Below are 25,945 nucleotides of genomic sequence, written 5' to 3'. Positions count from 1 at the left end.
AATTCTAGAAAACTAAAAATTACTTTATGATTTTGAAAAGAAAAGCTGGTGTAATATTGAAATAGTAGCCAATACAAAACTAAGTGTCATTAATATACCAGAAAAAACAACTATATACTTAAACCAAATAATACCACTCCATAATAAATAAATACCTCCAAAGGTAAGTACCAATGAAAAAAATGGCTCAATCATTAAAAAGTACTTAAGCTTTTTATTTATTGAAGTTGTTGAAAGAATTAATGATAATAAAAAGAAAATTACAGACAAAGAAAGAATATGATTATGAACTACAGTAAGAATCTCTCCTTTACTTTTTTTAAATTTCATAACATCAGCGTTCTCATCATCTTCATTACCCAAGTAGCGGGTTTCAATTCCGTCTGAAGACATTGATGTTGTTGATCTTACAAAACTTAAACCTCCATAAAACCCAATACTAAGTGTTAAAATAAAAGCAGCAATAACAACTTTTACTTCTCTTGGAAATAAGTGAATTAAACCATGAAATTCCATTATAAAAGCTCTTTGTTATGTAACATACTTATTGTCTTCAGAAATCTGTTTACCTGATTTGTCATTGATTTTGCCGATATTGTTGCTCCTGATATTGCAGCAATATCTTTTTGATATTTTAACTCTTGATTATAATCTGTACCTATAAATTGTTTAAGCCAACGCTTACTTCCAACCTCTCCTCCATGGTCTTCTCTGTAGGTAATAATTTTTACTTTTGAAACTATTAAATCTTTATTCAAAATTACAATAAAATCGAAAAAATCAGCTTTTCCATATGCCTGCCCGAAATAATAATAACCAATATATTCTTGATTTGCAGTCAGTTTATAAAAATTTGTTTCTGATATTTTTACAGGTAAAGAAGAATTTACTTCAATTGGAATTTCAACTATCTCTTTATTAAAATTCTCAATTTCAAAAACCTCTTTAATTTCCTTAGCTATTATTTTATCTACTCTATTTAAAGATTTAAATCCAGAAAAAACAACCAATAAAACCGCTATAAAAATTACTTTTTTCATGTGTTCATATATTTTTTTCCCAACAAATACATCTTGTTTACTATTTATCGTTTCTTTTGAAGAATAAACTTTTTCGCATGCTCGTTTCATAAATTGAAATGTAATAATACTATTTTTTAAATAAATAATTGTCAAATTGAGCTTATCGAACTTAAAATATTTCAATAAACTCAATATGACATAAAACTGAATATTAAATTAGAACCAAATTGCAACACCTGCATTAAACTGTTTTGATGTATCACTTCCTGAAAGAGCATTGTTCATTAATTGATAATCAGCTTTAAAGGCTACACCGTTTGCAACTTTATAATTTAATCCAAAAATTATTTCATCTCTATCATATGCTTCATTTGCAACTAAACTTCCTTCAGTTTCTGCATGTGTATTGTGTTTCTCATATCTTAAAAAAGGAGTTAATTTTTCAACACCTTTCAAATCAAAACTATAAGCAACTTCACCATAAAGACCATTCATTTTAGAACCTAAATCTTTACCAGTTAACAAATTATATTCTTCGGTATCCGATAAACTTGTATTTATATATTGGCCTCTTAATTCAAGATTATTATATTTATATCTGGCATCTAATCCAATCATAGAAACACCAACAGTAGAATCATCTACTAAAGCATCATCTGTTTGCGTATTTCCAAAATAACCGGACAAACCTACCCTTAATCCTCTAATTCCATAATAATCTAATTTAGCAGAAAAATTTGGAGAGTTAATTACAGATTCTGCTCCTTTTTGACGACCTTTTCTTAAACCATCTGATCCTCTTAATACTCCTGCTCCATCACCAAAAGATTTAAATCCATTAAATAAATATGCTTGATATTTTAAAGAGGCATTATCAATTCTTCCTGAAACCCCAATTCCTAATTCTCTCCATGTTGTTGGTACAATATACTTATCAACATTTGGACGTTCCACACCATAATAAGTTGTTGGCTCGTGAAATTCATTAACAATTCCCATGGGTACAAGCATTAAACCAGCTAAAACATTTAAACTCTCAGTAGCTCTATATTTTACAAAAGCTTGTTCAACATAAACTTCTTTAACATGTTCATATTCAACTTCAGTTAAAAAACTAACCTTATCATTAAATTTATAGGCAAACAATAAAACTAACCTATGTACATCTAAATTTCCAGCTTTAGAACCATCTCCCTCATTATAATCAATCTGACCATAACCACCAATTGTAATTCCGTTTTGTGTTTGGTTGTTTAATAATCTATTTCCCGAATTTTGATATAAATTTGTTTGTTGATCTTGTGAGTAACCTACTACTGCAATTAATAATGCTACTACTAATAATTTTAAATTTTTCATGTTTACTTAGTTATTCTTATTTAGACTTATTTTAAATTACGCAGCAAATATATGTAACTATAGTAACATAACAATAGCTTATTTAGAATTACTATAAATAGTATGACAGATGTCATATATTCAATAATTAAACAACTTTTTAAATTTGAAGTGTATATTTTTTTAAAGAATAGAGTTCTATAGAGATAAACGGTTGTGATTCAAACTTAGGAAGAGTACTCACAAAAAAATGGATTCCGTTTTTACAGAAATAACAAGAATAATGAAAAAAGTTTTTGAAACTAAAGTTACTATTATGTAGTTACAAGGTTTTAATCCTAAATTTGATAATAAAAAAGATTAGATTATTAAATAGAATTAAATAATTTTAAAGCCTCATTATAAGAACTTTCAAAGCACATTGCATTTACATTTGTATAGGCTTTTTGTTGATTAAAATAAGAAACTAACTTTTCTGTAGGCATATTACCAGTTAGTTCATCTTTTGCCATTGGGCAACCTCCATACCCTTTAATAGCTCCATCAAAACGATGACAACCCGCTTTGTAAGCTGCATCAACTTTTTCAAACCAAGAATTAGGTGTTGTGTGTAAATGTGCACCAAATTCAATATTTGGGTATTTTGGAATTAAATTAGAAAAAAGATGTCCTATATCATTTGGTGTAGAACTTCCAATTGTATCAGATAATGAAAGTATCTTAACTCCCATTTCTGAAAGTTTTTCTGTCCATTTAGAAACAATTTCAACATTCCAAGGGTCTCCATAAGGATTCCCAAAACCCATAGATAAATACGCAACTACCTCTTTTGAAGTTTTATCTGCTATTTCTAAAATTTGGTTCAATATAACTACCGATTCCGCAATAGTTTTTCCTGTATTACGCATTTGAAATATCTCAGAAATAGAAAACGGATATCCTAAATAATTAATTTCTTCAAATTTAGAAGCATCTTGAGCCCCTCTTAAATTAGCAACTATAGCCAACAATTTACTTTCTGTTTTAGATAAATCTAGTAAAGAAAGTACTTTAGATGTGTCTCTCATCTGAGGAATAGCCTTTGGAGAAACGAAACTTCCAAAATCTATAGTATCAAAACCTACTCTTAATAAGGCATTTATATATTGCGCTTTTGCCTCTGAAGGTATAAAATGAGTTTTTATTCCCTGCATAGCATCTCTAGGACATTCTATGATTTTCACCTTATTCATACAACTCCAAATATACAAATTGAATAGATATAAATTACTTTCAATTTAAATACATTAATGCTATTATATTTGGGATTTACTTTTTACTTTTAATTCTTCAAAAAAGGTTTTTACATGATAAAAAAAGTAATTAATAAAACTGATATATTAGCTGTTGAAAAACTAGCTTTTGAAATTTGGAATGCACACTACACTCCTATTATTGGACAAGAACAAGTTGATTATATGCTTAACAAATTTCAAAATTTTAAAGCCATTTCCAATCAATTAAATACAGGATATGACTATTATATAATTTCTAATAATCTTAAACCTGTTGGTTATATAGGTATAGTTCCTAATCCTGAATCTAAAAAATTAATGATTAGTAAAATTTATGTGGACCAGAATAAAAAAGGTTCTGGTTTTGGAGCACAACTTTTAAATTTTACAATAAAGTTTGCTAAAGAAAATGGTTTTAAAACAATATGGTTAACTGTAAATAGGTATAATTCCAATTCCATAAAATGGTATCACAAATTTGGATTTATTAAAACCGATACTGTAAAAACTGATATTGGAAATGGATTTATTATGGATGATTTTATCTTAGAATTAACTGTTAACTAATTTAAATCATTTAAAATAGCCTTGTTAATTTCCTTAACCAATCCTGGGCCTTCATAAATAAACCCAGTATAAATTTGAACCAAATCTGCTCCTGCATTCAATTTTTCAAGAGCATCCTCAGCTGAATGAATTCCACCTACACCAATAATAGGAAATGCTTTGTTCGATTTTTCAGCTAAATATTTAATAACCTTTGTACTTCTATCTTTTACTGGTTTTCCACTTAAACCTCCGTTACCAATAGTTTCTAATTGTTCTTTAGATGCTATTAATCCTTCTCTGTTTACTGAGGTATTTGAGGCTATAATACCGTCAATTTTAGTTTCATCAACCAAATCTATAATTTCATCTAATTGAATTTCATTTAAATCTGGTGCAATTTTCAATAAAATTGGTCTTTGAATATCAAAAGTTTTATTCATTTTTTGAACTGCCGTAATCAGTTCTAACAAATAATCTTTATCATTAAGTTTTGCGTGGCTACCAACATTTGGGCAACTAACATTTAAAACAAAATAATCAACATATGGGTGAAGTGCTTTAAAACACTCTAAATAGTCTTTTGTATAATTTTCAGGCATTGTAGCCGTATTCTTACCTATATTCCCTCCAATAATAATTTTGCCTTTATTCTGTTTTAATTTTTCAATAGCTGCTTCTACACCACCGTTATTAAAACCCATTCTATTAATTAAGCCATTGTCTGCTTTTAACCTAAATATTCTTTTTTTAGGATTTCCTTCTTGTGCATTTGGGGTTACAGTTCCAATTTCTACAAATCCAAATCCAAAATTGCCCAATTCATTATATAAAACTGCATTTTTATCAAAACCAGCAGCTAAACCAACAGGATTCTTAAATGTTAAGCCGAATAATTTACGTTCTAATTTTTTATCATTTATTTGAAATAAACTTCTAAATATTGAAGAAACACCAGGGATTTTTGAAAGCGTTTTTATTAATGAAAATATAAAATGATGGATTTTCTCTGGATCAAAAAGAAAAAATAAAGGACGAATAATACTTTTGTACATATGGTAATATTTGTGCAAAATTAGTAAAAAAAACTGCCTAAAAAGTTTTGAAGCCCGTCATTCTGAAATAAATTCAGGTAGACGTAAATTTACTTTTTAGGCAGTTTTTAATTGTTTATCTTAAACTAGCTCCAACATTCTTTTCAAATGTTTGTTGTAACTTTTGCATTATTTTATCAATTTGTTTATCATTTAAGGTTTTGTTTTCGTCTTGCAATAAAAAGCTAACGGCATAAGATTTTTTACCTTCTTCTAATTTATCACCTTCGTAAACATCAAATAAATCAACATCTTTTAATAATTTCTTTTCAGCTTGAAATGCCAAACTGTAAATTTCACTAAAAGTAGTTTCTTTATCTAAAAGCAACGCAAAATCACGTTTAACAGCTTGAAATTTAGGTAAACCTGATACATTTATTGAAGATTTCCCTCCAACTTTTATAAGGTTTGCCCAATTAAAATCTGCAAATAGAACTTCTTGTTTAATTCCAAATTCTTTATTAATAGATTTTTTAACAACACCTAAATCAACTAATTTAATTTTCCCTAGGCTTAATGTAATTCCTTCAGAGAAAACATCATTTTTAGTTGGTGTAGTTTTTACTTTTTGAATTCCCAAACGCTGCAAAATAGTAACTACAATTCCTTTTAAATAAAAGAAATCTGAAGTTTTTGAAGCTACATTCCATCGTTCTTTAGTTCTATTACCAGAAACAAATAAAGTTAAATGTTTATCTTCTGAATATCCACTTTCAAATTTGTGGTATGTTTTACCAAATTCAAAGAATTTTACTGAGCTGTTTTTTCTATTAATATTATAAATAACAGATTCTAAACCACTAAATAACATTGATTGGCGCATAACACCTAAATCATTACTTAAAGGATTTAACATAGCTACATTATGCTCTTCATTTAACATTGTTGTTAAAGAAAGATAATCCGCTTTTGTTAATGAATTTGCCATAGTTTCATTAAAACCTTGAGAAACTAATTGGTTAGAAATTACATTTTCTATTTTTACATTATCAAAATCTGAAAATGCAATTGATGTATTTAATTTATGTGAAAATTCAACATTATTATAACCATACACACGTAAAATTTCCTCAATAACATCTGCTTCTCTTGTAACATCAACTCTATAAGCAGGAATTGTTAATCCAATACCTCCATCAGTTACACTATTAAATTTAATATCTAAAGATGCTAAAATATTTTTAACCATTTCTCTTGGAATTTTAGCTCCAATTAAACGATCCATTTTTTCAAAAGAAAGAAAAACCTGATTTGGTTCAATTTTAGTTGGATAAGAATCCATTACTTCAGAAGAAACTTTCCCTCCAGCAATTTCAATAATTAAATTTGCCGCACGCTTTAAAGCATATTCAGTAATATTTGGATCAATTCCTCTTTCAAATCTAAAAGAAGCATCAGTATTTAAAGCATGTCTTTTTGCTGTTTTACGAACTGCAACTGGATTAAAATAAGCACTTTCTAAAAATATTGTAGTTGTATTTTCTGTAACACCAGAGTTTAAGCCTCCAAATACACCTGCAATACACATTGGCTCTTCATTACCATTACAAATCATTAAATCTTCCTCGTGTAATTCACGTTCAACTTCATCAAGAGTTACAAATTTTGTTCCTGCCGGTAATGTTTTAACAATAATTTTGTTTCCTTTTACTTTAGCAGCATCAAAAGCATGTAATGGTTGTCCTAATTCGTGTAATACATAATTAGTTACATCAACAATATTATTTATAGGTTTTAATCCAATTGCTTTTAACCTATTTTGAATCCATTCTGGAGAATCTTTTACTGTAATATCTGAAATAGTTACCCCTACATATCTAGGTGCTTTTTCAACATCTTCTACTACAACATCAAATCTTAAACTTCTATCATCTATATGGAAACTAGAAACTGAAGGTGAAATTAATTCTAAAGAAACATCATTTTGAATAAGTCCAGCACGTAAATCTCTTGCCGTACCAAAATGACTCATTGCATCAGCTCTATTTGGTGTTAATCCAATTTCAAAAACTTCATCCTTTTCAATATTGAATACTTCAGCAGCAGGCGTTCCAGCTTTTAAAGCTTCATCCAACACCATAATACCATCATGACTTTTTCCTAATCCAAGTTCATCTTCGGCACAAATCATTCCGTGACTTTCTTCACCTCTAATTTTACCTTTCTTAATTTTAAAGCTTTCACCATTATCATCATATAAAACCGTTCCAACAGTTGCAACAGGAACAGTTTGTCCTGCAGCCACATTTGGTGCTCCACATACTATTTGAATTGGTGCTTCATCGCCTAAATCAACAGTTGTTATTTTAAGTCTATCTGCATTAGGATGTTGAATACAAGTTAAAACTTTACCAATTACAATTCCTTCAAGACTTCCTTTTATAGATTCAACAGTTTCAATTCCTTCAACTTCTAAACCTAAATCGGTTAACAATTCTCCTGTTTTTTCAGCTTCCCAATCAACTTTTAAAAACTGTTTTAACCAATTGTATGATATCTTCATTTTATATGATTATTTTTTTCGAATGGCAAAGATAATCAAACCAAGTTGAATCTTAAAAGTTTGAAGTTAAAAGTTCTTTATTGTTTACTAAGCATTGCAATAATTGCAATTACAACTATAATAGATAGTACTAAAATCGCAATTTTGAAGTAAGAATAAGGCCTTGACCCTGTATAACTTCCTGTTTGACCGTTTATATAAAACTGATAAATTTTGCCTTTATATTTATAAGAACTAATATAAATTGGTAATAAAATATGTTTGAATGTCTCTTCACTCAATTTCATATCTAAATTACTAACTCGTTGAGTATCTCCTCCAATATCTCTACAAGCCCATCTTTTTGCTATTTGTTTTGCTTCTTTTGTAGCTGTAAAATAACCATCTTTTAAAGGGATTGTATACTTTTCAGTAATAAAACCAGATAAAAAATTAGAATTAAATGGCTTTAGTTCTTTTAAATTCCAATTAGAAATTTTTGCAGGGATTGTATTCTTTTTTTGGTTTGAAGCTTTTATCAATGTATCATCTACAAATCCATTTATAGTTCCTGAAGCATATGTCCAGCGAGTTCTGCGCTCTTGTCTAGTTTTTCTAACTGTTTTTCCTTTTTCATTAGTAGTATACGAAACAGTTACATAGTAATAATCACCTCTTTCACCTTCATATTGCGCATTTAATTGAGCATCAAATGTCCAATAAGGCAAATACAATCCTTTGGTATTTTCTAAATCTAAAGCTGCCTTTTTTAAATTATTTGGCGCAAACCATAATCCTTTTACCCAGTTTGAAAATATACTGTGAGACTTTTCAACTTCTAACTGAAATGGAACTATAGCTCCGGGTAAAATCCAGCTTTCCAATTTAGCATCATCACGAATTAACGGCATGGTACAATACACACAATTCAAAGATTTATAATTATCTTGAATATGTTGATTTGCTCCACAACTATTGCAACGCAACATTAAAATTTCTTCTGAATGGGATAAAGATCCCATCTCTTCTAAATAAGGTTTGAGTTCTAATTCTTCAAATCCGTTTTCATTAACTATAATTTCCTCATCATTTCCACAATAATCACAGTGTACAACGGTAGAACCGGGTTTATATAATAATTCGGCCCCACATTGGGAACAAGATTTTTTATTCTCTAAAGTTGCTTTTTTAAGTTCTTCCATTTGTTGCTAATAACAATTTTAGATATTTTCAAAATGTATGTAATAAATCATTTAACAATCGTCACCCCGAACTTGTTTAAGGGTCTCATCAAAATTTTATTGAGTTTCACCTATTAATTGATGCGGAAACAAGTTCAGCAAGACCAATTGTATGACTTTAATAAATTAGGTATACTATATATTTTAAACTGTTGGTAATGGAGGCGGCATACTACCACCTAAAAAGGACTGTAATTCTGGTATATCTTTTAAAGCCGTCCAATTTAACATTCCTTGTTTCCAAATTAATGAATCTTTATTAATTGTTCGGTTTGCAAAAAAACCTTTTAACTGCTCTAAAGAAACAGGTCCCATTTGCTGACCATTTACTGCATAAAAATATTGAACTTGAACCGGCATTGGTGGTGGAGTAGCCATATTTGGTTGCTGCGTTGCTGCAGGATTCATCATTCCTCCCATTTGCTGAGCCAATGCAAACCCCATTCCCATTCCCATTCCTGCTCCTGCTGTTCCTCCTTCGTTTGCTGCCGCAACTTCAATTGCTTTGGCTGTTTTAAATTTAGTTAATTTATCTAAATCTAATTTATCAATTCTACTGTATTCAAAGATTTCCTTTTTTAAATCTTCTGGCATTGAAACATTTTCTATAAAAAACTTCTCCAATGAAATCCCAACGGAATTAAACTCGGGTTGCATAACTTCTTTACACGTTTCTGAAAGTTCAGTTATATTGGTTGCATACAGTTCTATAGGTAGGTTTGCGCTTCCAACGGTATCAGTAAATCTAGTTGCAATTAAACTTTTAAGATGTTCATTAATTTCATAATTTGTAAAATTGGCATCTGTTCCAACTATATCAATAATAAATTTTCCGGCATCGTTTATTTTAAAAGCATAAGTTCCAAAAGCTCTAATTTCTACCAACCCAAACCGATCATCACTTAAAGTAATTGGATTTTTTGTTCCCCATTTTTCATCTGTAAACAAATGAGTATTTACAAAATAAACTTCGGCCTTAAACGGACTATTAAACCCGTATTTCCAACCTTTTAAAGTTGTTAAAATTGGTAAGTTTTTTGTGTTTAACGTATATGTTCCAGGTGTAAAAACATCAGCGAGTTGACCTTCATTAATAAAAACTGCGGTTTGCCCTTCTCTAACAATAAGCTGAGCATTGTTTTTTATTTCGTTTTGATAACGTTCAAATCTATGAACAATTGTAGAATCAGTAAAATCCAACCATTCAATTATATCAATAAATTCGTGACTTAACTTTTTCTTTATATCATCAAATATTCCCATAATAATTCTGTTTTTACTTGTTAGTACTCAAATCTACAAAATAGTTACATATTTAAAAATAGTAGTATCAACTAATGTTAGACCAAATTGTACTGTTTTTACTAATTTTCTGATATGCTCGCCTTATTGGTAAGTTTTCTGAAGAATTTAATGCAGGGTCTATAGTTAAGGTTTCAATAGCAATTCTTCTTGCTGTTTTTAAAATTCCTGAATCCTTTATAATATCTGCAATTTTTAAATTAAGAACCCCGCTTTGTTGCGTTCCCATTAAATTACCAGGACCTCTTAATTTTAAATCTACTTCAGCTATTTTAAATCCATCACTAGTATCTACCATTGTATTTAAACGTGTTTTCCCATCAGACGATAATTTAAAACTAGTCATTAAAATACAATAACTTTGTTCTGCTCCACGCCCTACTCTTCCTCTTAATTGGTGTAATTGAGATAATCCAAATCTCTCTGCACTTTCAATAACCATAACACTTGCGTTGGGAATATTTACACCAACTTCAATTACCGTAGTAGCAACCATAATTTGAGTTTCACCTTTAATAAAGCGCTGCATTTCATATTCTTTATCCGCAGGTTTCATTTTTCCGTGTACAATGCTTACCTGATAATTTGGTGAAGGAAATTCACGTACAACACTTTCATAACCATCCATTAAATCTTTGTAATCCATTGCTTCAGATTCATTAATTAATGGATATACAATATATACCTGACGCCCTTTTGTAATTTCTTCTCTTAAAAATTTAAAAACAGATAATCTATTTGAATCATATCTATGAGCCGTTTTTATTTCTTTTCTACCTGGTGGTAATTCATCTATAACTGAAATATCTAAATCTCCATAAACACTCATTGCCAAAGTTCGTGGAATTGGAGTTGCTGTCATTACCAAAATATGTGGTGGCAACGTATTTTTTTGCCACATTTTAGAACGTTGTGCTACACCAAACCTATGTTGTTCATCAATAATTGCAATACCTAAATTTTTAAATTTTACTTTATCTTCAATTAATGCATGAGTACCAATTAAAATATCTAATTCACCAGATTCTAATTCTGAATGAATTATTCTTCGTTGTTTTGTTTTTACTGAACCAGTTAGTAATTTCACATTAATATTTAAACCACTTAACAATTCTTCAATTGAATTAAAATGTTGCGCAGCTAAAATTTCTGTAGGAGCCATTAAAGCTGCTTGAAAACCATTATCTAAAGCAATTAACATTGTTAATAAAGCTACAATTGTTTTTCCAGAACCTACATCTCCTTGTAATAATCGGTTCATTTGAGCATTAGAACCTAAATCTTTTCGAATTTCTTTTAATACTCTTTTTTGAGCATTTGTTAATGAAAACGGTAAATTATTAGTGTAAAACCCATTAAATTTTTCGCCAACTTCTGTAAAGTTGAAACCTTTAATTTTTGCCTTTCTTACTAATTTTTTCCGTATTAACTGAAGTTGAATAAAATACAGTTCTTCAAATTTTAACCTACGTTGTGCTTTAGTTAAAAGTTCTTGATTTTTTGGAAAATGAATATTAAATAAAGCTTCCGTTTTAGAAATTAATTTTAATTCTTCCACCATTGGGGTTGATAACGTCTCAAGAAACTTAGCTCCTAATTCTTCAAATAAACTTTGAATCATTTTTGAAACTACCCTGTTAGAGATCCCTTTATTTACTAACTTTTCAGTTGATGGATACACTGGTTGCATAGCAGATCTTAAGTTTTTTTTGTAATCTACCACCAATTCCATTTCGGGATGTGGCATAGAAAATAAGCCATTAAAATGATTTGTTTTTCCAAAAATCACATAAGGTTCATTAATTTTTAAAGTATCTTTAATCCATTTAGCTCCTCTAAACCAAACAAGTTCCATTGCTCCTGTTTCATCTCTAAAAGTGGCAACCAACCTACTTCCTCTCTTCTGTTTTACCGTTTTTATATTAGTGATTTTTCCAACTATTTGTATTTCAGCCGAATTTTGTTGTAACTGACTAATTTTAAAAAATTGTGTTCTATCAATATATCTATTTGGAAAAAAATTCAACAAATCACCAAATGTAAAGATCCCTAGTTCAGATTTTAATAAATCTGCTCTATTTGGGCCTACACCTTTTAAATATGATATTGAAGTATTTAAGCTATAAACAGGCATTCATTTTTTTAATAAAACGAAGATAATAATTCAAAGGGAAATAACAATTTCTTATCATCTAATTTCGTATATTTGCACACTTATTTTTTTTATATGAGATTACATAGAAATTTAGTGTTTACGGTTGTGGATTCATTAAAACTTATTTTTAATGAAGGTGAATATGCCGATAAAGTTGTACAAAAAGCGTTAAAACGTGATGCACGTTGGGGAGCAAGAGACAGAAAGTTTGTTGCCGAAACCATTTATGAAATGGTTCGTTGGAAAAGATTGTACAATGAAATTGCAGGTACGAAAGATCACTATTCTACTGAAAATGTTTGGAAGAACTTTGCCGTTTTTGCAACATTAAAAGGTTATGATTTACCTGATTGGCCTCAATTACACGGTGTTCCTGAAAGAAGAATTAAAGGCAAATTTGATGAACTTCAGAAAATACGTGTTTTTAAAGAGTCTATTCCAGATTGGTTAGATGAATTATGTATAAAAGAATTAGGCGAAAAACATTGGTCTAAAGAAATGACAGCTCTAAACAAGCAAGCTGAAGTTATTTTACGTACAAACACACTTAGAACCAATAAGGCTATTTTACGAAAAAAATTAGCGGATGAAGGTATAGAGACTGTATTTATTGATGGTTATCCAGACGCTTTAAGATTAGTTGAACGTGCTAACGTATTTAGAACTGAGTGTTTTAAAAGCGGATTATTTGAAGTGCAAGATGCTTCATCTCAATTAGTTGCAGCTTATTTAGATGTTAAACCAGGAATGCGTGTTATTGATACTTGTGCTGGTGCTGGAGGTAAAACATTGCATTTATCTGCTTTAATGGAAAATAAAGGAAATATAATTGCTACTGATATTTACGAAAGTAAACTAAAGAAACTAAAAATTAGAACTCGTAGAGCTGGAGCTCATAATATTACTACCAAAGTAATTGAAAACTCCAAAGTAATTAAAAAAATGAAAGGCACTGCAGATAGAGTTCTTATTGATGCGCCATGTAGTGGTATTGGTGTTTTAAGAAGAAATCCTGATAGTAAATGGAAATTACAACCTGAGTTTGTTGAAAACATTATTAAAACACAAGCCGATATATTACAACGTTATTCTCAACTTGTAAAAGTTGGAGGTAAATTAGTATATGCTACTTGCTCTATTTTACCTTCTGAAAATGAAAAACAAGTAAAAACTTTTTTAAAGAATAATCCTAATTTTAGAATTATTAAAGATCATAAAGTATCTCCATTTAAAACAGGTTATGATGGCTTTTATATGGCTTTACTAGAATGTGACAGTTAAATTTTCACATAAACAATAGGTTTTAAACATCATGAAAATCTATTTAATTATTATGTTTGCATACTATTTATTTATACCTTAAAAAAATTAAGAATTAAGTAAATAGTTTGTGAAAAATAAACTAATTTTACAATTCCCCAATTTATATAAATAAACTATTTAAAATAGGTCCGCTCGGTTTTTTATATATTTTCATAAGTGTAAAAGTTAGTTTAATCCCACAATAATTAAATACATTTATTGTTTTTGTAAAACCCCATTTATATGCAAAAATTACTACTCCTATTTTTTTTTACATCATTTTCTCTTTACAGTCAAATTCCAGCAGATTACTATGATGCTGCTACAGATAGTGGATATATATTAAAGACCCAACTTTATAACATAATTAAAGATCATACAGATTTTGGATATGATGGTTTATATGATACTTATGAAACTTCTGATAGAGATACTTATTATGAAAATGACAATACTATTTTAGATATGTATTCTGAAAACCCTTCTGGTACTGATCTCTATAATTATGCATTTGGAGTAAAAAAATGTGGTATATATGCAGATGAAGGCGATTGTTATAACAGAGAACATATAATTCCGCAATCTGTTTTTAAAGAAAATTCACCAATGCGTAATGATGCTCATTTTGTAGTACCTACAGATGGTAAAGTAAATAGTAATCGTTCCAACTACCCGCATGGTACTGTTGGAACACAAGCATCTTCTTCTCCTTCTAAAAATGGATCAAAATGGGGTACCTCATCTGTTAGTGGATATACAGGAACTGTTTTTGAGCCAATAGATGAATTTAAAGGTGATATTGCAAGAATGTATTTTTACTTTGCAACTCGGTATGAAAATGTTTTAACAACTTGGGGAGTATCTTATGGTATGTTTAATGGAACAACTGATCAGGTATTTACAGATTCTTTTCTAACTCTTTTGATGACCTGGCATACAAATGACCCTGTTAGTGATACAGAAACAAAAAGAAATAAAGCAATATACAATAGACAAGGGAATGCCAACCCATTTATTGATCATCCTGAGTATGTTGCCCTAATTTGGAGTACAACTCCTGATACAGAAGCACCAACTGCACCAACAAATCTAACAGCCTCAAATATTACAAATACAACTGTAGATTTAAATTGGACAGTTTCTACAGATAATGTTGGTGTTACAAGTTATGAAATTTTTGTAGACGGTTCTTCATATGCTACTTCTACTGCAGCTTCAACAACACTTACTGGATTAACTATAGATACGATGTACGATATTACTGTTTATGCAAAAGATGCCTTTGGAAATACATCAACAGTTAGTAATACAGAAAATATTACAACTACAAATATTATTGACACCACTAATCCTTCTATACCCACAACCTTGGTTGTTAGTAATGAAACTAATACATCTATAGATTTATCTTGGACAGCATCTACTGATAATGAAGCTATAAAAGAATATGATGTTTACATTGATGGTATTTTAGAGTCAACTACAAGTTCTACTACATTCACTGCAAGTGGTTTAACACCTTCAACAACTTATAGTTTTTCTGTATTGGCTAGAGACACTTCTGATAATGAATCTTCTTCACTAAGTATTGCTGTAGATGGAACAACAACTGCTACACCGAGTTTTTGTGGTTCAGAAACGTTTACAAATATTGGAGCTAGTAGTTCTTCATATACATCAGTTAATTGGACTGGTGATGGTGGAGGTACTTGGAATGCAACAGGTGCAAGAACCGATCAAACTATAACAGGAAAAGCTATAACAATTAAAAACGGAACATTAACAACTCCTACAACAGCTAACGGAATAGGAGAATTAACAGTTACTACTAAACTTCCATTTTCTGATTCAGCAAGCAGTATAAATGTAAAAGTTAATAATGTTATTGTAGGAAACATTCCTTACAGTTCTTCTGCTACAACTACTACAATTCCAAATATAAATATAAGTGGCTCTATAACTATAGTTTTTGATGGTAGTACTTCAGGTAACAGAGTTAGTATTGATGATTTATCTTGGTCTTGTTTTTCAAGTTCTGATACTGAAACTCCAAGTACCATTGCCGATTTAAGTGCTAGTAACGTAACGAACGATTCTGCTGATTTAACTTGGACAGTTTCTACAGACAATGTTGGAGTTACTTCTTATGAAATTTTTAAAGATGGAGTATTTTTAGCTTCTTCAACTACAAATTCTTACAATGTTTCGGGTTTAACTATAAATACAAGTTATGAATTTACTGTGTATGCAAAAGATGCTGCAGGAAATACTTCTTTAGTAAGTAATCCTGAAAATTTTACAACTACAAATATTATTGATACCACTAATCCTTCTATACCCACAGCCTTGGTTGTTAGTAATGAAACTAATACATCTATAGATTTATCTTGGACAGCATCTACTGATAATGAAGCTATAAAAGAATATGATGTTTACATTAATGGTATTTTAGAGTCAACTACAAGTTCTACTACATTCACTGCAAGTGGTTTAATTCCTTCAACAACTTATAGTTTTTCTGTATTGGCTAGAGATACTTCTGATAATGAATCTTCTTCACTAAGTATTGCTGTAGATGGAACAACAACTGCTACTCCGAGTTTTTGTGGTTCAGAAACGTTTACAAATTCAAATGCAACAAGTAGTTATAATGATAGTAGTTTTACTGGAGATAATGGAGTTACTTGGACATATACAGAATCTCGTAATGATGGAGGATACTCAATTACTGGAACAAGCTTTATGCTTAGAAATACATCCAGTACATTAATATCTTCAACTGTTTCTAATGGAATTGGAGAATTCACCTGTAGTCTACTTAAAGGATTTACTGGAAGTGGTGACAGACAAGTTGCTTTATATGTAAATGATGTATTAAAAGGAACTTCAAGTGCTTGGGATAATACATCCGTTCAAACATTTACTATTAGTGGAATTAATATTTCTGGAGATATTATTATTGAGATTAGAAATACCAAAGGAAAACAAGTTATAATTGATGATATTTCATGGTCTTGTTTTGCAATTTCTGACACTGAAGCTCCAAGTACAATTGTAGGTTTAAGTTCTAGTAATGTAATGAGTAATTCTGCTGATTTAACTTGGACTGCCGCAACAGATAATATTGGTGTTACTTCTTATGAAATTTTTAAAGATGGCGTATTTTTAGCTTCTTCACCTACAAATTCTTATACTATTCCTGGTTTAAGTGGAAGTACAAGTTATGATTTTACTGTGTATGCAAAAGATGCTGCAGGAAATACTTCTTTGGTAAGTAATACCGAAACTTTTACAACATTGGCAGGTTCTTCTACTCCATCGGAACTCTTTATTTCAGAATATATTGAAGGTAGTTTAGAAAATAAAGCTCTTGAAATTACTAATTTCACGGGTAGTGCTATAGATTTATCTATATATTCTTTAAAAATAAACGTGAATGGAGCTTCAGATTGGGATACGACAATTTTAAATCTTTCCGGTACTTTAAATAATGGTGATGTTTTTATAGCTGCAAATTCGCTTGCAGACCCATTAATTCTTGCCGAAGCAGATTTAACTACTTCAACTGCTCCTTTATTATTTAGCGGTAATGATGCTATAGGTCTCTTTAAAAATGATATTTTAATAGATCTTTTAGGAGTTGTTGCAAGTGATGTAGATTATGCACCACAGGTTACATTAAGAAGAAAACCCACAATCTCTTCACCAAATACAACTTATACAGTAAGTGAATGGGATATTTATCCAATTGATACTTTTTCTGGTTTAGGCAGTCACACATTAAGTTCTTTATCCATACAAAAATTTGTTAAAAATTTATTTAATGTATATCCAAACCCAACAAAAACAAATAGTGCAACTATTTCCGTTAAAAATAATGAAACTATAGATGCTATTCAATTCTATAATTTATTAGGGCAATTAATTGTAAACATTAAAAATACAGATACCTATAAAAATAAAATTGAAGTAGAAAATATTCCTTCAGGTTTTTATATTATAAAAGTATTTAATGATAAAACTTACTCAACAAAAAGATTAATTGTAGAATAAAAGCAATAATTAAATAATAAACGAAGTAATCTTAATACATTAAGTAATTAAACCCGTCATTGCGAAAGAGGAACAATTGAAGCAATCTGTTAATTTGGAACTAGTGCATTATCGTGAGATTACTTGGTCATAAAAATTCCTCGTAATAACGTTTATTCTATTTTAAAATTAATTTTCAATTACAAGTAACTAATCATTACCATAAACAAGATTTACAAAATCTAATTTTTCTAATTTTCCAAAATAATTTTCAATAGTTATTTTCTCTAATTTTTTACTGATTTCATTTTTATCGTAAGGAACACCAATTAATAAATCTTCAAGATCTCTAACTGGCTGTCTTCCAAAGAAATCTCCAAAAATTTTAAAATCTGAAATAAGTCCTTTTTCAACAAAAATACGTAGGTCAATTTCTCCTATAGAAAAACGTTTGTTACGTTGAATATTAAATTTAGGCGAATGCCCAAAATTCCAATCCCATAAATTATATTTTTCAGATTTTAATTGATGTACCGCCTTCCATTCAGCTTCAGTTAACTTATAGATTTCGAAATGTTCACGAGCTTCATACAAACCAATAAGCAACTGATTTTTAAAATTATCCATTGTAATAGGAGTATTTAAAAACTCACTAATATTTGCTACACGACTTCTAACAGATTTATGCCCTTTTGACTGAATTTTACTCATTTTTACTTGAAGCGCCCTCGTTACTTCCTGCATATTAGTATCAAATAATAGAGTACCATGACTAATCATTCTTTTTCCTGTAGAGAATTGAGCAGTTCCTGAAATTTTCTTCTCATCCACCAAAATATCATTTCGCCCTTTCAACTCGGCTTCAACACCCATGTCATTTAATACACGTATTACCGGTGCGGTAAACTTTTTAAAATTACTAATACTTTTTCCATCATGATTAGTGATAAAACTAAAGTTTAAATTTCCTAAATCATGATAAACTGCTCCACCGCCTGAAATTCGCCTAACAACTTGTATATCATTTTCATCTATATATTCTTGGTTAATTTCTTCTAAAGTGTTTTGATTACGCCCAATAATTATAGATGGTTTATTAATATAAAATAATAAATAATCTGTAGAAGTATCAAAATTCCTTAACGCATATTCTTCTAATGCTAAATTTAATTTAGGGTCAGTACACCCTTCATTATCAATAAAAACCATAAAATTTGTTTAATTTTTGCAGGAAACAAATGTAAAGAATTTTTAAGGTAATTTTAATTATTTAAACCTAAATAAAAATGGTTGTTATGTTAGTTTTAAACCCCGTCTCATTCTAAATTAATTTCAGAACCTCCTTAAATTGATTTTAAATAAAAATGAAAAATTGAAATAAATTCAGGTTAACAAAATTCACCTTTCCAAACAACCTCTTTTAATTTATATTATTGATTCTCCATTTAAATTTGTTGTTAAAATTTCGCTCATATAATCAAAATATGGACGCATTGCTTTATAAGTACCATCTAATTCTTCTAAAAAATTAGGACTTAGAACTTCTTTATCCGAAAAAACTCTTGTTACAATAAACTGTTTCATTCTAATTAAATCTATATCCGGATGCTCTTTATCAAACCCTCTAGGTGCTGTTTTTAATGAATCTCCTTCTAGTTTTCCAAAATATTTAATAAAGGATTTGTTATTAATTATTTCACGTATTTCTGTTGAATCCATTTCAAATTCTTTTCTTATACGTAACAAATCTTCCTTATTTGGTTCCCAAAAACCACCTGCTAAAAAAGTTTCACCTGGTCTAATTCTTAAATAATATCCTCCTCTTAATCTCTTTGAAGATCTTGAAAAAGAACCTGCAAAATGTGATTTGTAAGGTGTTTTATCTTTTGAAAAACGCACATCTCTATAAATTCTAAAAAATTTAAACTTATCAATATTATCGTGAGTTTTTAACTGTTCCATTAAAGAATTATAAAAATCTTTAACTTTTTGTTGTTCTTTTTGAAAGCGAGGTTTATTCTCATTAAACCATTCTCTACTATTATTTTCCTTTAACTCGTTTAATATATTTAAAATAGATTTATCTATTAATGCCATTATATATTTTTTGGATTGTGAATATATAAAAATATTTAGAAGAATAATTTTTTACCAATTAAAATTACTTTTTTGTAAATACCCCATCATAAGATAGTATTATAATAACATAATCCTTTTTAAACAATAATTGTTTCTAAAAAAAGACATATGTAATACCTTTTTAGTCTAGCCTTTCATTATCATTCTAAATGATACATTATTTTTAAAAAAATTAAAACCTATATTATATGAAGCTTTCTCGTGCGCTACTATTATCCCTTTTTGTATTAATTTTTTCTTGTTCAAAATCTAACGATGATATAGATTTAATAGAAAATACGGAGTCCGAAACAGAGGTAACTCCTAATGAGGAAGTTAACGAAGAAGAAGAAGAAGAAGAAGAAGAAGAACCTAACAAAATAGGAATTGCTATCTGCGATGGAGAGATTCAACCAACTCCTGAATATATTGATACCAACGTAACTCCTACTGATAACAAATGTGATACTTTTTTAGAAGAAAATGGACTCCTTATTTTTGAAGCTGAAAACACAAAATCAGATTTTAACAAATGGATTTATGAAACTTCAATTCCAAATTATAGAGGAACTGGTTACTTAAGGTATAAAGGACCTTTTACTGGTAGTTCTCCACTAGTTTATAAGTTTAAAATTCAAAATGCAGGAATTTATCGATTTATGATTAGAAGCTCAAAACCAGATGGTGTAGCTTCAGATGCAAATAACGATTGTTTTATTAAAATGGAGGGAGATTTTATTGCAGGTGAAATGCATAGCTGCCTTAAAAATGCTGACAGAAACTCAACCAACACAAACGCATTGAAAAAAGATACCAAATTTTTTGGTACGGGTGGCGATGGTGAATTTAAAAACGCAGCTGGACAATTAGACTTGCATAACGTTAAACCTTGGGCTACATATAACTTTAAAGCAGGGGAAACTTATACACTTACAATTACAGGAAGATCATCTGAATTTAGTATGGACCGAATTTTAATCGTGGATTTAAATAAATACGACTATGCTAACTACAATAAATATGCAAAAAACGCAGTTCAAAATCCTTGCGTTGAATAATAACATCCTGTTAATTTTTATTAAGAAATTAAAAAAAGCATCCAATTTGGGTGCTTTTTTCTTTTTAAAATTCAAATTCATCTATCTATTAAAGTCATTTAAACAGCGACTATTAGAATTATACTTTATATATACAACTTAAATAAACTGAAAAATACAAAGTTTACACTACAAACAACAAGCTGCACTTTAGATTAAGGTATTTTTATATTAAAATTAAGAACTCATTAAAAATGAAAAAATTCAGCTACTTGTTTATACTCTTTGTTAGCATATCAATTGTAAGTTTTGCACAAACCAATTCTAAAAAGTATAAACCTGAATGGGAATCACTTCAAAATTATGAAGCTCCAGAATGGTACGAAGATGCAAAATTGGGTTTTTGGCCAATTTGGGGTGTATATTCTATTCCTGCTTTTAAAGGAGACCATGCTGCCGAATGGTACGGTAGATGGATGTATTCTCAAAAAGATCAAAGTAGTAGAAATAATCAAGGGTTAGCAACGCATTTACATCATAATGAAACTTATGGACCTCCAGGAAAATTTGGTTATAAAGATTTCATCCCAATGTTTACGGCAGAGAAGTTCGATGCCAAAGAATGGATAACTATATGTAAAGAAGGTGGTGCCAGATATTTCACTGCTCTAGCTGTTTTCCATGATGCTTTTTGTATGTGGGATTCTCCTTCTACAGAATGGGATTCTGTTGAAATGGGCCCCAAACGAGATATTGTAGGTGAATTAGCAATGGAAAGTCGAAAACAAGGTTTGAAATTTGGAGTATCAAATCATTCTGCATGGAATTATTGCTTTTTCGAGTGGAATCATATCAACAGATATGATGCAATAAACCCGGATTATCAAGATCTATATGGAAATCCAATTGTACAAAAAAGTGCAGATACAATTCGTATATACAAGGGAGAAGAACGTAAAACTTGGATTCCACGTTCCAGAGATGCAGTTCAACCTAGCGAACGCGATTTAAACCGTTGGATAGAGCGAACAAAGGAAGTTTCAGATTTATATAAACCGGATTTACACTATTTCGATTGGGGATTTAAAACAGCTGTGTGGGAACCGTATAGAAAGGAGTTTGCTGCTCACTATTACAATAAATCAGTTGAAAGAGGAAACGGTAATTTTGGAAAACCAAATGTAGTAATTAATTACAAAAATAAAATGTTTGAAGCTGATTCTGCCGTACGTGATTTTGAACATGGTGCCTTTGATAGTATTAGTGATATGGTATGGCAAACAGACGAGTCTATTTATTTTGGACATAATTGGGGATATGCCGATGGAATAGAAATTAAACCTGTAAACATGGTTATAGACCAATTTATAGATGTAATCAGCAAACGTGGAGTCTTAATGCTAGCTATCGCACCTAAAGCAGATGGTACAATTCCAGAAAATCAAAAAAAATTCATAAAAAAAATGGGAACTTGGCTTAAAATATGTGGAGAAGCTGTTTACTCAACTCGTCCTTATGATGTATTTGGGGAACTTGGTGAAAAATGGCTAATAAAAGATGAGCATGGACATAAACTTTTTTTAGCTACTACAGAAGATATTCGATTTACTCGGAATAAAGCCAATACTACACTTTATGCAACCTCATTGGTTTGGCCTGGAGAAAAAATGCTAATTAAGACACTTGCCAAAGCTGATTTAAGTAAGTTAAAATCAATAAAACTTCTAGGTACAACCAAAATACTAAAATGGAAGCAAACACGGGAAGGCCTGCAAATTACCATGCCTAAAAAACCAAACTATAAATTTGCTTATCCTATTAAAATAGATTTTAATGGACAATTACCTAAAGGAAAAATAAACCATAATTAGATTTCAAGAACATTTTTTCAACTATAAGAAACAATCAATTCTTTTATATAAAAACCAAGAACCTTTTAAAATGAAAAACTTCAGCTATTTGTTTATTCTCTTTGTTAGCATATCAATTATAAGTTCTGCACAAACCAATTCTGAAAAGTACAAACCTGAATGGGAATCACTTCAAAATTATGAAGCTCCTGAATGGTATGAAGACGCTAAATTAGGTTTTTGGGTACACTGGGGTGTTTATTCAGTTCCTGCTTTTAAGGGCAACCACGCTGCAGAATGGTATGGAAGATGGATGTATTCTCAAAAAGATCAAAGTAGTAGAAATAATCAAGGTTTAGCTACACACTTACATCACAACGAAACATACGGCCCCCCAGAAACATTTGGTTATAAAGATTTTATTCCAATGTTTAAAGCCGAAAATTTTAATGCAGATGAATGGGCTGATTTATGTGTACAAGGCGGAGCAAAATTCTTTACAATGATGGGAGCTCATCACGATTCCTTTTGTTTATGGGATACTAAATTAAGTAAATGGAATTCGGTTAATATGGGACCTAAACGTGATTTAGTTGGTGAAATTGAAAAAGCTGTTCGTAAAAGAGGTTTAAAATTTGGAGTTTCAAACCATACTGCTTGGAACTATGCTTTTTTTCAATGGAATCATATAAATAGATATGATGCTACCAACCCAGAATATCAAGACCTATATGGAAATCCAATTGTACAGAAAAGTGCAGATACTGTTCGAATTTATGATGGCGAAGAACGTAAAACTTGGATACCTCGTTCTCGAGGCTTGGTTAAACCTAGTGAGCGTGATATGAATCGTTGGTTGGCTCGTACTGAAGAGTTAGCTGATATGTATAAACCAGATTTATATTATTTCGATTGGGGATTTAAGCTTCCTGTTTGGGAATCACGTAAAAAAGAATTTGGTGCATTTTATTACAATAATGCAATTGAAGCAGGGAAAGGTAAATATGGAAATCCTAATGTTGTATTAAATTATAAATCGAAATTTTATGCTGAAGGCTCTGCTGTACGTGATTTTGAACGTGGTGGTATGAACGATATTGCTAAAATGGTTTGGCAAACAGATGATTGTGTTTATGACGATCATAATTGGGGGTTTGTTGAAGGAACACCTATTAAACCAACAAATATGATAGTAGACCAGTTAATGGATATTATTAGTAAAAGAGGTGTTTTAATGTTGTCTTTTGCTCCGCGACCTGATGGTACTTTTCCCGAAGAACAAAAAACAATGATGTATGAATTAGGTGCTTGGTTAAAAATATGCGGAGAAGCAGTTTATAAAACTCGTCCTTATGAAGTGTTTGGTGATGTTGGTGAAAAATGGGGAGAAAAAAACGAAACAGGACATAAAATATACACTGCAACCACAAAAGATGTTCGTTTTACTCGTAATAAGAAAAATACTATTTTATATATTACCTCTTTAAAATGGCCTGAAAATTGCAAATTAATAATTAAATCATTGTCCAATTTAGATTTAAAAACATTAAAATCTATTAAATTAATTGGTGAAAAAGGACGTGTGAAAATTAAACAAACTGTGGAAGGATTAGAAATTAGTTTGCCTAAAAAACCTACCTACAAATATGCATATCCTATAAGGTTAGAATTTAAAGGTCAAATTCCTTTTGTAAAATAATTATTACAAGTTAAATTCATTCAAAATAGAAAACTTTTAAGTAAACAAGAATTAAGATTAAATTTTATAAATACACAAAAATGAAAAATATACTTTTATTAGCTTTTACCCTATTCATTTTCACCACAACAGTAAATGCACAAAAAATATCATTCCCGAGCGATACAAATTTTTATAACCCTACTATTGCTAAATTCAATAAAACTATTGAAAAACCAGATAATGTAGAAGATAACTTTAAACAATTACAAACTGCAATTGATGCCGTTGCAAAAGCTGGTGGAGGAACCTTAACAATAAAAGCTTCATCTAAAAACAATGTTTATAAAATTAATAAAGAAATTCAATTAAAATCTAATGTTCATATCCGTGTAGCACCAAATGTAATTTTCACAAGCTCATCGCCAAGAAAAATAACATTGTTTTCCGCAGGTAAAAAAGGGACAACTCTTATTTCTAATTTTAGTATGTCATGTACTAATCCAAAATCATATTTCACAGTTGATTTTTCTAAACGTATTTCTGGAGAAAAAAATGGAGGTGCAATTGCAGTTTCACTTGGTGGTGTTGAAAATTTTAAAATTTCAGATATTCACGTAAAAGATAATTTTACATCATTTTCTTCAATAACAATTAATCTACAGCTACTTTCTAAAACCAAATTTCTTTTTGCTAATAATGGAATTATAGAGCATTTAAAAACAGAAAATGGACATTATGGATATGGAACTGTTCAAAACCAAGCTGGAATAAACATTTTATACCGAAATTTACAAGGAGAAGGTGGAGCTACACTTAGACTTGAAACTGGAGCTATAGGAAAACCTCATGCTATTGATAATTCTATTAAATTACATAATATTTACGCTTATAATATTTTTTGTAAAAATGGTCAAGCGGCTGTTACACTATCTCCACACACTGTTGATAATGGTTTAGTTACCATTGATAATGTAAGAGCTGAAAGCTGCGAAGCTGGAGCAATTATTGCAAGTGGCTTTTTAAGCGCTAAAAAAGGCGAGAAGAATAAACAAGGAGCTCCTATGCCTGGATATCAATTTGGTTATTTCGATTCTAACTCTATTATATCTAACTTAACTGTTGTTTACGGAACTAACGCTCAATTACGATCTCAAAGACGTGGTTTTGTTCCTTGTAGCCAAAGAAAATTATTAGCTCAAAAAAGAAATATTGACAATGAAAGTTTTAAAGGACCAACAGTTGCCGGAATTATTTACTTTGCAAAAGGAGGCACTGAGCAAAGTGAAGGTTTTTACACTATTAAAATGCCTAATTTTAAAATGGAAGGTTTCCCCTTAGTTGATGGAGTTATGGAAAATAAAGAATATGTTGCTTCCAATAATGAATTACTTAACAATTGTAGTTACTCCGGAATTGTAAAGATCCAAAAACATAAAAAGAAGAAAAATAAAAATAACTAAGGTTTATCTAT

18 protein-coding genes are annotated in these 25,945 nt (G+C 29.9%); 7 read left to right on the top strand and 11 right to left on the bottom strand.

The features are described from left to right. Window positions 1–24: 24 nt before the first annotated feature. The 4 genes from DAD81_RS12500 to DAD81_RS12485 form a co-directional block, all read right to left on the bottom strand. Window positions 25–516, bottom strand: a complete 492-nt coding sequence (locus DAD81_RS12500) for a hypothetical protein (RefSeq protein WP_111708606.1) — start codon at window positions 514–516, stop codon at window positions 25–27. Continuing rightward, entirely contained in the window at window positions 516–1,130 is a 615-nt protein-coding gene (locus DAD81_RS12495; RefSeq protein WP_111708605.1) for an FMN-binding protein, read from the bottom strand. Before DAD81_RS12495 ends, DAD81_RS12500 begins: the two co-directional genes overlap by 1 nt. A gap of 108 nt (window positions 1,131–1,238) precedes the next feature. Next, the gene (locus DAD81_RS12490) at window positions 1,239–2,381 is read right to left on the bottom strand and encodes a hypothetical protein (protein ID WP_111708604.1); all 1,143 of its coding nucleotides are present in this window, start codon (window positions 2,379–2,381) and stop codon (window positions 1,239–1,241) included. Between the two features lie 347 nt (window positions 2,382–2,728). Continuing rightward, the gene (locus DAD81_RS12485; RefSeq protein ID WP_111708603.1) at window positions 2,729–3,592 is read right to left on the bottom strand and encodes a hydroxymethylglutaryl-CoA lyase; all 864 of its coding nucleotides are present in this window, start codon (window positions 3,590–3,592) and stop codon (window positions 2,729–2,731) included. Between the two features lie 114 nt (window positions 3,593–3,706). On the opposite strand from DAD81_RS12485, the gene DAD81_RS12480 reads away from it, so the two are divergent. Continuing rightward, window positions 3,707–4,201, top strand: coding sequence for a GNAT family N-acetyltransferase (locus DAD81_RS12480; RefSeq protein ID WP_111708602.1), 495 nt, complete (start codon window positions 3,707–3,709; stop codon window positions 4,199–4,201). Here the strand turns inward: DAD81_RS12480 and DAD81_RS12475 are convergent. The 5 genes from DAD81_RS12475 to recG form a co-directional block, all read right to left on the bottom strand. Continuing rightward, a complete protein-coding gene (locus DAD81_RS12475) occupies window positions 4,198–5,235 on the bottom strand; it encodes a quinone-dependent dihydroorotate dehydrogenase (RefSeq protein ID WP_111708601.1) in 1,038 nt (345 codons plus the stop codon). The genes DAD81_RS12480 and DAD81_RS12475 overlap by 4 nt on opposite strands. A 115-nt stretch (window positions 5,236–5,350) precedes the next feature. Further along, window positions 5,351–7,777, bottom strand: coding sequence for a phenylalanine--tRNA ligase subunit beta (gene pheT, locus DAD81_RS12470; protein ID WP_111708600.1), 2,427 nt, complete (start codon window positions 7,775–7,777; stop codon window positions 5,351–5,353). Window positions 7,778–7,854: 77 nt separating this feature from the next. Next, entirely contained in the window at window positions 7,855–8,958 is a 1,104-nt protein-coding gene (locus DAD81_RS12465; RefSeq protein ID WP_111708599.1) for a DNA helicase PriA, read from the bottom strand. 183 nt (window positions 8,959–9,141) lie between these two features. Further along, complete coding sequence (locus DAD81_RS12460; protein ID WP_111708598.1) at window positions 9,142–10,260, bottom strand: SPFH domain-containing protein; 1,119 nt, start codon at window positions 10,258–10,260, stop codon at window positions 9,142–9,144. A gap of 67 nt (window positions 10,261–10,327) precedes the next feature. Next, window positions 10,328–12,433: an ATP-dependent DNA helicase RecG gene (gene recG, locus DAD81_RS12455; RefSeq protein ID WP_111708597.1), complete on the bottom strand. Its 2,106-nt coding sequence runs from the start codon at window positions 12,431–12,433 to the stop codon at window positions 10,328–10,330. 93 nt (window positions 12,434–12,526) lie between these two features. On the opposite strand from recG, the gene DAD81_RS12450 reads away from it, so the two are divergent. Both DAD81_RS12450 and DAD81_RS12445 read left to right on the top strand, forming a co-directional pair. Continuing rightward, entirely contained in the window at window positions 12,527–13,735 is a 1,209-nt protein-coding gene (locus DAD81_RS12450; protein ID WP_111708596.1) for an RsmB/NOP family class I SAM-dependent RNA methyltransferase, read from the top strand. A 264-nt stretch (window positions 13,736–13,999) separates the two neighbouring features. After that, window positions 14,000–17,809 carry an endonuclease gene (locus DAD81_RS12445; RefSeq protein ID WP_111708595.1) on the top strand — a complete coding sequence of 1,270 codons (3,810 nt, stop codon included), beginning with the start codon at window positions 14,000–14,002 and terminating at the stop codon, window positions 17,807–17,809. Between the two features lie 189 nt (window positions 17,810–17,998). Here the strand turns inward: DAD81_RS12445 and DAD81_RS12440 are convergent, their stop codons facing one another. Next, window positions 17,999–18,997: a lipoate--protein ligase gene (locus DAD81_RS12440; protein WP_111708594.1), complete on the bottom strand. Its 999-nt coding sequence runs from the start codon at window positions 18,995–18,997 to the stop codon at window positions 17,999–18,001. Between the two features lie 216 nt (window positions 18,998–19,213). After that, complete coding sequence (locus DAD81_RS12435; protein WP_111708593.1) at window positions 19,214–19,885, bottom strand: DUF2461 domain-containing protein; 672 nt, start codon at window positions 19,883–19,885, stop codon at window positions 19,214–19,216. A 230-nt stretch (window positions 19,886–20,115) separates the two neighbouring features. Between DAD81_RS12435 and DAD81_RS12430 the strand changes: the two genes are divergently transcribed. From DAD81_RS12430 to DAD81_RS12415, 4 genes are all read left to right on the top strand, one after another. Further along, on the top strand, window positions 20,116–20,964 hold the full coding sequence (locus DAD81_RS12430; protein ID WP_111708592.1) for a carbohydrate-binding protein: 849 nt from the start codon (window positions 20,116–20,118) through the stop codon (window positions 20,962–20,964). A gap of 233 nt (window positions 20,965–21,197) precedes the next feature. Beyond that, window positions 21,198–22,814, top strand: coding sequence for an alpha-L-fucosidase (locus tag DAD81_RS12425; protein ID WP_111708591.1), 1,617 nt, complete (start codon window positions 21,198–21,200; stop codon window positions 22,812–22,814). 70 nt (window positions 22,815–22,884) lie between these two features. Next, a complete protein-coding gene (locus DAD81_RS12420) occupies window positions 22,885–24,492 on the top strand; it encodes an alpha-L-fucosidase (protein WP_111708590.1) in 1,608 nt (535 codons plus the stop codon). Between the two features lie 80 nt (window positions 24,493–24,572). Continuing rightward, window positions 24,573–25,934 (top strand): glycoside hydrolase family protein, encoded by a 1,362-nt coding sequence (locus tag DAD81_RS12415; RefSeq protein ID WP_111708589.1) that lies wholly within the window; start codon window positions 24,573–24,575, stop codon window positions 25,932–25,934. Window positions 25,935–25,945: the final 11 nt, after the last annotated feature.

This window comes from Lutibacter citreus (assembly GCF_003260195.1).
Taxonomy (GTDB): Bacteria; Bacteroidota; Bacteroidia; order Flavobacteriales; family Flavobacteriaceae; genus Lutibacter; species Lutibacter citreus.
This window is presented reverse-complemented; position numbering and strand designations above follow the sequence as displayed.